Origin of the sequence: Ligilactobacillus sp. RTP31139st1_D10_RTP31139_211217 (genome assembly GCF_040226755.1) — a bacterium.
In the GTDB taxonomy this organism is placed as follows: domain Bacteria; phylum Bacillota; class Bacilli; order Lactobacillales; family Lactobacillaceae; genus Ligilactobacillus; species Ligilactobacillus animalis.
Genome location: NZ_JBCOAR010000003.1, coordinates 177141 through 187955, shown reverse-complemented (window position 1 = coordinate 187955; position 10815 = coordinate 177141). Strand labels below are relative to the sequence as shown.

The 10815-nt window shown below is 40.8% G+C and carries 11 protein-coding genes and 1 tRNA gene; 3 read left to right on the top strand and 9 right to left on the bottom strand.

What is annotated here, in order from left to right:
* On the bottom strand, positions 1-871 hold an 871-nt coding region (locus ABT996_RS03205), incomplete at its 3' end, for a mucin-binding protein (RefSeq protein WP_349924610.1).
* 278 nt (positions 872-1149) lie between these two features.
* On the opposite strand from ABT996_RS03205, the gene ABT996_RS03200 reads away from it, so the two are divergent.
* From ABT996_RS03200 to ABT996_RS03190, 3 genes are all read left to right on the top strand, one after another.
* Entirely contained in the window at positions 1150-1698 is a 549-nt protein-coding gene (locus ABT996_RS03200; protein WP_035446949.1) for a phenolic acid decarboxylase, read from the top strand.
* 57 nt (positions 1699-1755) lie between these two features.
* Positions 1756-2292, top strand: a complete 537-nt coding sequence (locus ABT996_RS03195) for a PadR family transcriptional regulator (protein WP_035446953.1) — start codon at positions 1756-1758, stop codon at positions 2290-2292.
* A 257-nt stretch (positions 2293-2549) separates the two neighbouring features.
* The gene (locus ABT996_RS03190) at positions 2550-2747 is read left to right on the top strand and encodes a hypothetical protein (RefSeq protein ID WP_010690160.1); all 198 of its coding nucleotides are present in this window, start codon (positions 2550-2552) and stop codon (positions 2745-2747) included.
* A 94-nt stretch (positions 2748-2841) separates the two neighbouring features.
* Here the strand turns inward: ABT996_RS03190 and rlmH are convergent, their stop codons facing one another.
* The 8 genes from rlmH to ABT996_RS03150 form a co-directional block, all read right to left on the bottom strand.
* The gene (rlmH, locus tag ABT996_RS03185; RefSeq protein ID WP_010690158.1) at positions 2842-3321 is read right to left on the bottom strand and encodes a 23S rRNA (pseudouridine(1915)-N(3))-methyltransferase RlmH; all 480 of its coding nucleotides are present in this window, start codon (positions 3319-3321) and stop codon (positions 2842-2844) included.
* A gap of 215 nt (positions 3322-3536) precedes the next feature.
* Positions 3537-4841, bottom strand: a complete 1305-nt coding sequence (locus ABT996_RS03180) for a S1C family serine protease (protein WP_035446954.1) — start codon at positions 4839-4841, stop codon at positions 3537-3539.
* A gap of 116 nt (positions 4842-4957) precedes the next feature.
* The gene (locus ABT996_RS03175; RefSeq protein WP_010690155.1) at positions 4958-5764 is read right to left on the bottom strand and encodes an MBL fold metallo-hydrolase; all 807 of its coding nucleotides are present in this window, start codon (positions 5762-5764) and stop codon (positions 4958-4960) included.
* Positions 5765-5785: 21 nt separating this feature from the next.
* Positions 5786-6598: a two-component system regulatory protein YycI gene (locus tag ABT996_RS03170; protein WP_035446955.1), complete on the bottom strand. Its 813-nt coding sequence runs from the start codon at positions 6596-6598 to the stop codon at positions 5786-5788.
* Positions 6588-7955 (bottom strand): YycH family regulatory protein, encoded by a 1368-nt coding sequence (locus tag ABT996_RS03165; RefSeq protein ID WP_035446956.1) that lies wholly within the window; start codon positions 7953-7955, stop codon positions 6588-6590. The genes ABT996_RS03170 and ABT996_RS03165 overlap by 11 nt, the downstream gene beginning before the upstream one ends.
* Positions 7945-9810, bottom strand: coding sequence for a cell wall metabolism sensor histidine kinase WalK (walK, locus tag ABT996_RS03160; RefSeq protein WP_035446957.1), 1866 nt, complete (start codon positions 9808-9810; stop codon positions 7945-7947). The genes ABT996_RS03165 and walK overlap by 11 nt, the downstream gene beginning before the upstream one ends.
* A 1-nt stretch (position 9811) precedes the next feature.
* Complete coding sequence (gene yycF / locus ABT996_RS03155) at positions 9812-10525, bottom strand: response regulator YycF (protein ID WP_035446958.1); 714 nt, start codon at positions 10523-10525, stop codon at positions 9812-9814.
* 216 nt (positions 10526-10741) lie between these two features.
* Positions 10742-10814 (bottom strand) — tRNA-Lys (locus ABT996_RS03150).
* Position 10815: the final 1 nt, after the last annotated feature.

Below are 10815 nucleotides of genomic sequence, written 5' to 3'. Positions count from 1 at the left end.
TGACCCCTTCATGATAGATCTCGATCAAACGTTCCACTGTTTTAAATTCATCTTCAACTTTTTGAGCAGATGTATAGTTAATGTCGACTACGCTGTCAGGACTCTCAGGATCAACAGTCAATGCTTCTACCCTATCTTGGCTTGCAGTATAATTTTCCAATTGTTCGATATCTACTGCTGCAAAAGTATGCTCGGCTTGATTCCAAGTACCAGTTTGAATGATCTGTCCTGTCTGTTTATCAACGATGTTCGTTCGGGTAAAGGTGAACTCTTGTGGGATCTCCTTGAAAACGACCCCATCTTTAGCTAAACGAATCACACGTTTAACAGTCTTTTGTTCCGTTTGTTCTTCAGTCGTTGCTGTATAGTTGACATTAATTACTTGATCAGCCGAATCTCCAGTTACTGTAGTATTTTCGATCTTAGTTTGATCAGCCGTATAACCTGCGATCTCTGGTACATCCACCGCATCGAAATAATTCTCGATACGATGTGTTGTCGTATCACGCCACTGTGTACTTGCGATCAATTCATTCGTTCCAAGATTCCAAATGTTATAGCGATAAAAGTCTGCACTTTGAGTAATGGAATCGATCAGCTTTCCATCTTGAAAGAAATTGATCGTTCGCTTAACATTCTTGCATTCACGGATCTTGTGTTCATTTATGCTCTTATCTTCAGTTGGTTCAACATTTTCTACATTAGCTTCCGTCGTATTGTTGAGCTCGTCGGCTGAAATACTACCTACCCCTAAAAAGCTAAGCCCCAACAAGATCGAAGCTACACCAATATTTAACTTACGCAGACCATAACGCGCTTGTTTGTTTGCCTGCTTTTCAACCATTAATTTCATGTTCTTTCTTGATAACAAATCTACTCCTCCTAATTTCTAACGTTTCTTCTTAATTAACCTTATATTTTTTAGGTAAATAATTATCTGTAAATTAAAATATAACATTAGAAAACCAACGAGAAATAGCTTACATATCAATAAAAACAAAATTCAAGTACATTTAACATAATTTAATATATTTAAACTTCTCTGAATAAATTACTAATGAAAATGATAATCAATTGTCAATTTTACATTAGTGTCGATAACGACATATAATATAAATGTCGTTATCGACACTAATTGGAGGGGACAAAATGACACAACACAATGATTTAACACGTAAATTTAAAACTTTGGATGATTTTCTAGGTACACATTTCATCTATACTTACGATAATGGTTGGGGATACGAATGGTATGCTAAAAACGATCACACTGTTGATTATCGGATCCATGGTGGCATGGTCGCTGGACGTTGGGTCAAAGATCAACCAGCACATATCAACATGTTGACTGAAGGGATCTACAAAGTTGCTTGGACTGAACCGACTGGCACTGATGTTGCACTTGATTTTGTTCCAAATGAACTTAAATTAAATGGGACTATTTTCTTCCCTAATTGGGTCGAAGAACACCCTGAGATCACAGTTTGTTTCCAAAATGAACACATTGACCTGATGGAAGAGGCACGTGAAAAGTACGCTACTTATCCTAAATTGGTCGTACCTGAATTTGCCACGATCACTTACATGGCCAAAGCTGGTCAAGACAACGATGAAGTCATCGCTAAAGCTCCCTACGCTGGCATGACTGACGACATTCGTGAGGGTAAATTTTACGACGAAAACTATCTCCAACTTTAAAATAACCTATCCATAGTGGTAAAATTAAATGATCATGGATAGAAATGAGCTGGTACTATGCCACAAAAACGGATCTTACCTTATATCATCTTGGAGTTGCTCCAAGAACGACCACTGACTGGTAAAGAGATCACGGCACAATTCCAAAACGAGATCGGAGAATTTTGGAAAGCCTCTCACAGTCAGATCTATCCCGAGTTGATGCGCATGCAACACGACAATTGGCTTAAAATCACTGAAAATGATTCTGACGGGCGCAAAAAGCACTATCAGATCACAGTTACTGGCGAGCAGGTCCTGAGCAATTGGATCAAGGAACCCGTGACCGAACTTCCTTTAAATCGCGATCTCTTTTCACTTAAACTCTTTTTTGTGACCAAAAGTGATTCTAAAGTTATAGAGAAATTATTTAACGACCAGATAGCCCTGATCAGTGCTCAATTAGAACATCTCAAGGCACGCAAAAAGTTGTTATTTGCGGACAAAGCCCCAATCGAACAACATTTTGGCCACTATCTGCTCTTAAATCGCGCGATTGCCCGCCAAGAAGGCCAATTGAACTGGCTGAAGGAAACTTTAGCTCAACTTAGTTAGATAGAATTTTTCCACATGTGGATAACACAAAAACACGACCGAATTCTTAAATTTTGGTCGTGTTTTTGTATCTAAATTTATCATTGCTATAGTGCTACAAATCCCGCTATAAAGCCAAAGATTTTTCAACGATCTCACCGGAGTTAGCTGCGTTTCTCAAATATGTTGCTACTAATATTCCAACTAGCGTATTTACTCAAAAAATCGCCGATAATATCGTTATCCTAAAAAATAGCGCTCTAAAGGGAGGAAAGTACATGTTTTATGAGATCGAATTCAATGCCAAACTTGCTGAAGCTGCCAAAAAAGCTCGCGCCAAAGGAATCGCAGAAGGACGGACTGAGGGGCGCGCTGAAGGCTACACAAAAGAAGAGACCCTTACAGCAGTTACGCATTTGACCTCTTCCACTGTGGAGGAAGCTGAAGCTCTCTATGATAAGTTATTTGCAAAATAAACTTCTACAGCAAGTCTGAGCTATACAAATGCTTCTGACAATACCATAATAAGAGGGACCACCACGATGCACATCATGATGGCCCTCTTATTATTTATTTGTGGTATGGGCTACCATTATTGATCATAAACCCACGGTAGATCTGTTCGGTCAAGACCAAGCGCATCAACTGATGGGGTAAAGTGAAACGTCCAAACGAGATCTTAGTTTGAGCCCGCTTTAAAACAGCTGGACTTAGGCCAAGTGAGCCTCCGATCACAAAGGTCACATCACTATGCCCATAAGTTCCGAGCTTTTCTATTTCAGCCGCAAATTCCTCGGATGTTCGTTCTTTACCTTCGATCGCTAATGCATAAACATACTCTTTATCCTTAATTTTATGCAAAATACGTTCGCCTTCTTTTTGTTTCACCGCTTCCATTTCTGCTGGGCTTAACTTTTCAGGCGCTTTTTCATCGGGAACTTCGATAATTTCAAATTTACAAAACTTACTTAAGCGTTTAGAATACTCAGCAATACCTTGTTTTAAGTATTTTTCTTTGAGTTTTCCCACACAAATGACCTTAATATTCACGAAAATAATTCCTTTCTCATATACTTATCCACAAAGTTATCCACATATCCACAGAGTTAACCACAAGATATTGGGGAGCACTTTTGTTCTGTCCCAATATTTATGGGGACAACCTTACTAAATATCTTCTTGTATTATTATACACAATATCCAAAAAGGACGGTACTAAGTTTTCACTTAGTGGCCGTCCTCATAATTAACATTTTAATTTAACTTTATTCGTTGGAGTTCGATGATGTCGTCGTATTGGAATCATCTGCTTCCAATGTCAATTTTACATTAGCAGTTTGTTGCTTACCTTCATGATAATAACCGATCTCAACGGTGTCACCGATCTTATGTTCATATAATGCTTGACGCAAGGTCGCTAAGTCAGTAACTTTCTTACCACCGATCGAGGTGATCACATCATATTTAGCAATACCACTATCCTTCAATGGTGAACTAGAATCTACCTTCATAACGACTACACCGCTAGTAACATCTGCCGGTAACTTGAGCGTATCTGTTCGAGCACTTTGGGAGATATAGTCCAGATCAACTAGCGAGATCCCTAATGCTGGACGCTTAACTTTCCCATTTTCAACTAATTGATTGATGATCGAAACCACTTCATTACTTGGGATCGCAAAGCCCATCCCTTCAACTGAAGTCGATTCACTTGAACCAGTACTTGAAAGTTTCATCGAGTTGATCCCGATAACTTGACCTTGTAAGTTGACTAAAGCTCCACCAGAGTTACCTGGGTTGATAGCCGCATCAGTTTGGATAACAGTTGCCTGACCGGTGGTGATGCCACTGCTGTTAGTTACGTTGATCGTCCGACTCTTAGCCGAAATGATACCTTGAGTCAAAGAGGTGGCATATTCTGAGCCAAGAGGTGAACCGATCGCCAACGCTGTTTCACCAACTTTGATATTATCCGAGTTGCCAAAACTTGCAACTTGTTTGACATCTTTAGCGTTGATCTTGAGCACGGCTAAATCTGTCACCGAGTCATGTCCCACTACTGTAGCTGATAATTTCTTGCCACTATTCAACAAGACTTCGACTTTGTTAGCTCCGGAGATCACATGGTTATTTGTGACGATATAAGCGGTATTACCGCTCTTTTTATAAATGACACCTGAGCCTTCGCTAGTGGAGGTTTGACTGGTCGAGTTACCCGAATTTTTCCCAAAGAGATCTTCTAAAGATGAACTGGATTGTTGTTCTGAATAGGCTTCGACCGAAACGACTGCATCTTTGACTGTATCAAAAGCTTTAGTCGTTTGCGTGCTGACGTTGACCTTAATATTGCTGGTCGCGGTCGTTCCTTGGGAATTACTTGCCAGTTGTGTACTGTTATTTTGATACAAAGTATAGCCACCAACAGCTACACCACCACCAAGTACACCAGCACACAAACCGATCAAAAATACTTTACCTAGCCCTTGTTGCTTTGAGCCTGGCTGTTTTGTCGGCCCATTATTTGAGCCAACTTCATTAAACTCACCATCAAATTGTTCATTCTTGCTCATACAAAAAGTCACCTCTTAATAATTAAGTATCTATGTCATCTATAATAAGCCTTTTGCAACAAAAATGCTTACAATAATGTAAAAATTAATTTTATCCTAAAAAATATAGGTTTATCTTAAAGAACTGCCAACTCGGTCGCTTGCGCTGGATCAGTATCTAATAAGAGAAAATCTTGACCGACGCCAAAGTCTTTCGCCTGCATTTGGCGTTGAACTGTCAAATGTGCTAATTCTTTGACATTATTTTCTTGACTCAAATGTCCAAGATAGATCCGCTTGGTCCGCGCACCTAAAACGCTCGTCAAGGCATTGGCGCCGTCTTCATTGGATAAATGCCCTTGATCGCTCAAGATCCGTTGCTTTAGCGACCATGGATAGATCCCAGCGCGTAACATTTCGGTATCGTGGTTGCATTCAAACAAATACCCATCTGCATTTTCCACGATCCCTTTGATTCGATCCGAGACATAGCCCGTATCTGTTACAATGGCAAATGATTTACCTGCATAATGCACCTCATAAAATTGGGGATCAGTCGCATCATGCGAAACACCAAAACTTTGAACATCTAGATCACCAAAAGTTTGGACTGTCTCACGTTCAAAGATATGCTTTTGCTCCGTCTTGACTTGCCCGATCTTGGGTGCCATTTGCTCCCAAGTCTTTTCATTGGCATAGACATCTAAGCCATAGCGGCGGGCTAAGACACCGACACCCTTGATATGATCACTATGTTCATGAGTTACTAAGAGTTTATCCACATCTTTTAATGTCCGCCCGATCGAATTCATCAGTCCTTCGATTTTTTTACCCGAAAGTCCAGCATCGATCAATAATTTTTGCTTAGGAGTCTCGATATAGGTCGCATTACCCGTACTTCCACTGGCAAGCACACTAACTTTCAACCCAACTTCTTCACTCATTGTCAAGCTACCCTTTCTCGTTTATTTAACACTGATCGTCTCATCCATCACACTACCCGTAAAGGCATTGATCCGCCGATACTGGATGTTACCTGTATTACTGTTTTTGATACAGAAATTCCAAGTTGGAATATATACGATGCTGTTATTCACCGATAATAACCGTGTATACCCTAAATGACACCACAAAACTTGTGTATTAGCGGGCAACTTGTTGTATTGATACAACCAGATCAACGCCCGTTCTTGGCTGATCGTTTCCCGCTTTTCCCGCAAGATCTGAACATCATTCATATAGCCTTGCGTATAGCCTGTTACATAGCCATTTTTTACCTCAAAGCGGATCTGACCATCATTCGAGTACACTGGGGCTACATAGATCATCTGCGTGTAAACGACCACGGATTTAGTTGAGAGATTCTTATTGTAAGTATACTCCTTACCAAAAAGAACGATACTATTATCTTTTAAAAATTCATCTATTGTTGCTTGCGGTTTGTCTGGATCGACTAGTTTTAAACCATCCGTAAAGTTGACCGTTAATTTATGGTTGGCATATTCCCAACTATAATGCAACTGGTCTGCTTTTTCCCGCAAAATATTTGAATTTGCACTGGAAACATAATAACCAGCTTGAGGTTTATCCGATAGCTGCCCGTAAGAGATCTGATCATTTTTGATACTCTTTAATATAGAGCCCGAAGTACTAGTCGTAGAAAACGAACTCGTTCGTTGATCGATCGTATCATTTTGTGTCACATAAACACTCAACAAGAAGATATCTAAGGCGATAAAGGCAATGACAAAGATCCATTCGATACGCTTAAAATTCATTGTCGTTATCCTCCCATTTCTTCCCTGAGATCAGATCTTGATAATTGATCCAAACATTATTGTATTTAACAAAATATGTCGGTGTCAGATCAATGACCAGTGAAGCGGTACTATTTTGCGAGACCGTATACCCGATCTGAATATCACTGATCTTATCCAAATTGACATCAGCATTTTGTAACTCAGGCAAGATCTCATTTGTCTGCTTGAGTGTCACAGCTTTACCCGCTGCTGGCACTGGAACTTGTAGACTACATTGCGAAAAGACCAGTTTCTTGCTGCGAACGCGATTTTTGATCTGATAAGTCCCAAAATCGCGCGCCGAGATCACAGGAAAACCATCGATGTAACTGCGATAGATGACATTTTTTTCCTGCATATCGTACTCAGAATACTTAACATCGGCTAAACTGACGCCTAATTGCTCGAGATCAGTAAAATCATTCGTTAAATGATCATCTAAAGTCCAATTTTGGCGTCCCGTCTCATCAGTCAGATAATCCGTATAGGTTATCAAGCCAGTTTTATCGCGGATGCTCAATTTTTGACCCGAATCGTCGGAATAGACCGTTACGCCATCTTGTTCACGGGTCGTCAACGATGAAGTACTGCTCTTTTCAGCCCCTAACAAGCGGGTAACGTACATTCCCACATTTTCTTTATTGTATAAATAACTATAACGCGGAACTGTGATCTGATCTTCATAATACTGGATCAGACGACCGTTTTGGTATTCATAGCTAAGTTTATAGCGCTTGAGCCCCTTAGTCTTATGAACGTTATTGAGCTTAGTTTTATCATATTTAGTCAACTTGGCCTTATATACTTTGAGGCCTGCATCTTCTAAAAAATAGACCTTCGAACCATCATAACTGATCACGATCCGATCAAAACTGTAATTTTCACTCTTGGCTGGTTGTTCAGCAAGATATTGCTTCAAGACCCCAAAGGAGAGCTCGGAACCATAATTTAACTGGTAAGAATTAGGCGTCCGCATCAGTTTTAGATATTCATTTTTGCTGACGGTCTCTGGTTCTTCGATCTCAGTAAATTTACTTTTCTCTAAAGAGTTCATCATCAGTTCGACCACATCGATCCGGTTGCTCAAAAGCCGGCTCGGATGCTTTTTATCCATCACCGTGATCGAGACTGGGCGATAAACATCAGTTAATTTCTTCTTATCTGTTGTATTAGCGTCATCATTGATAACTTTGGTCTTATCTGAAGCTGCCATCCCAGCTAAATGCTGAAAATACACCGGTGTTACCCATATCAAAGCTGTAAAAACAACACTAAATAACACCGCAAGGATCAAAATGGTATGCAAAAACCACCCATTTAAGCGTTTATTCTTCATCCCATAGATCTCCTTCCTCGTATTCTTCATATGGTAGTGAAATATAGAAGGTCGAACCCTTCCCTTCTGTACTGTCGACCCAGATCCGGCCATGATGCAACTCGATCACTTCTTTAGAGATCGCTAGTCCAAGACCAGTCCCACCTTGCGCCCGTGAACGTGCCTTATCAACACGATAGAAACGCTCAAAGATATGCGCTAGTTCTTTTTTGGGCATCCCGAGACCTTGATCAGAGATACTCATGATGACATGATTATGCGTCTCTAACAGACGACAAGTGATCACACCGCCATCGGGTGAATACTTGATCGCATTATTCATGATATTATCTACCACTTGGATGATCTTGTCGGTATCGACTTCGACCCAAAGTGTCTTATCGGTAAAATCGCGTTTGATCGTATAATTTTTTGTCACTTCGCGGGTATCATTGTTGTCCTTTTCAAGCATCATATCAAAACGATTCAAGATATAGTTGAACAATTCGTTTAAGTTGACTAACTCCAAGTCTAACTCGACTTTTCCAAGATCCATTCGCGATAAACTCAAAAGGTCATTGATCATCCGGATCATCCGGTCGGTCTCTTCTTGTGTGACCTTTAAAAAGGCTGGGGCGATCTCAGGGTCTTGCCAAGCACCTTCATTCAACGCTTCAATGTAACTGCGCATACTCGTCAATGGTGTCCGCAATTCGTGCGAAACGTTGGAAACAAATTGGCGCCGCTCGCGATCGATCCGTTGCTGTTCGGTGATATCATGCAAGACACATACGATCCCGATGATAAAACCTGAACGTCGTTGGATCAACGAAAAATTGGCATTTAAGATCTGATCGCGATTGGTGTCTAATTCATCCAAAATGATCTCATTTTGATTTTCCAAAAGTTCGCGGATCGTATATTTATCCCGGATATTCAAAATATCTAGGATCGACTTATTTCTGACCTCATCGGGTTCGACTTCTAAAGCTTCACACGCCATGTCGTTGATGATCGTGATCTTGCCCCCACGGTCAGTAGCGATCACCCCATCTGACATGTGCGATAAGATAAGATCCAAACGCCGCCGCTCTGATTCGGTCACTTCTTGAGCTTTTTCGACCCGTGCCGATAAATTATTAACGGCCTGGGCTAATTGTCCCAATTCATCACGGCCATAGACTTGGACTTGACCGGAATAATCTCCACGAGCGATCCGTGCAGTTTGCTTTTTCATTTCATCGATCGGACGAGTGATCGCACTTGAAACAAGGATCGCAAGGGCTAACCCGATCCCCGTAGCGATCAATGCTGCGGTCGCAAAGATCACGATGACGTCATTGACCGAATCGTAAACACTTTCCAAATTAGCGCGGACATAGACTGCACCGACGACTGTATTGTTGTTGCCTGAAGTGTTGAACAACGGGGTGATCGCGATGTAGTAGCGCCGGTTATCCCGTTCATTGTACATCGTCTGCGAGAAATTACGTCCACTGTACAAAACTTGTTTAATGCTACTATTCGTTGCTTTTTGCCCGATCATCGAGCGATTATTCACATTATTTTCGCCCCGGATCACACCTTTAGCATCTACGACTTGAATATCCGAAATATTATTATTATTGATATCATCTAAGATATTTTTGATCCGCTCATTTGCTTCACTCGTATCGGCTTCATTCAATTGCGTGACTAGCAAATTATTGACATAAGCTGGCATTTCCACACTTTGCTTAAATTGTTTTAAATTCTCACTTTTTAAGCGTTGCACAAACACCGCACCAACGATCTGAAAGGCTAAAAACAACAGTAAAGCAAAAACCAGTGCGATCTTAAAATGGATCGACTGGAAAAAATGCAATTTCTTATTCATTTTACTCGGCCTCTGGATTACGTAAATAATAGCCGACCCCACGGCGTGTTACCAACCAGACTGGGCGACTAGGGTTATCTTCAATCTTTTCGCGCAAACGGCGGACCGTTACGTCAACTGTCCGAACATCCCCAAAGTAATCATAACCCCAGACTGTCTGCAACAAGTGTTCTCGAGTCATGACTTGCCCAATGTGTTTGGCTAAATAGTAAAGCAATTCAAATTCACGGTGGGTCAATTCGATATTTTCATCATTTTTAGAGACCACATATGCTTCCGGGTGGATCGTTAAGTTTCCAATCACAATGTCACTATTTTTTTCTTTTTCTTCACTTTGAGCACTGGCTACTACGGTTGCTTGGCGCCGTAAATTAGCCTTGACCCGGGCGATCAATTCACGGTTAGAAAATGGTTTGGTCACATAGTCATCAGCACCCATTTCTAAGCCTAAGACCTTATCTAATTCAGTATCTTTAGCCGTCACCATAATGATAGGCATTTCATATTTTTTCCGGACTTCCCGTGCTACTTCGAGTCCATCGACTATAGGTAACATCAGATCCAAAATGATCAGATCAGGCAAGACCTCTTCGACCTTATCTAAAGCTTCTTGACCATCTTCGGCAGTGTATACATCGTAACCTTCTTTGGTCAGATTGAACTTAATGATATCTAAGATCGGTTTCTCATCATCTACAACTAAAATCTTTTTCATAAGTTTAAATTCCTCTTTATATAAATTACATACATATCACTGTGGGCACTACTGCCCCTTGGATGTAGTTCAATAGATCATACCACCCCTATTGTACTACAAACTCAGCTTCGGTTACAGAAACTCAGTAGCATGGCCCTGACCGTTTCGTTCAAAATACACAAAAAAACAGCAACTACAGAGCAAGATCTGCAATTGCTGTTAGTAAATCTCTGATGGGTGGTCAGGGGATCGAACCCTGGACCCACGGATTAAGAGTCCGTTGCTCTGCCAGCTGAGCTAACCACCCA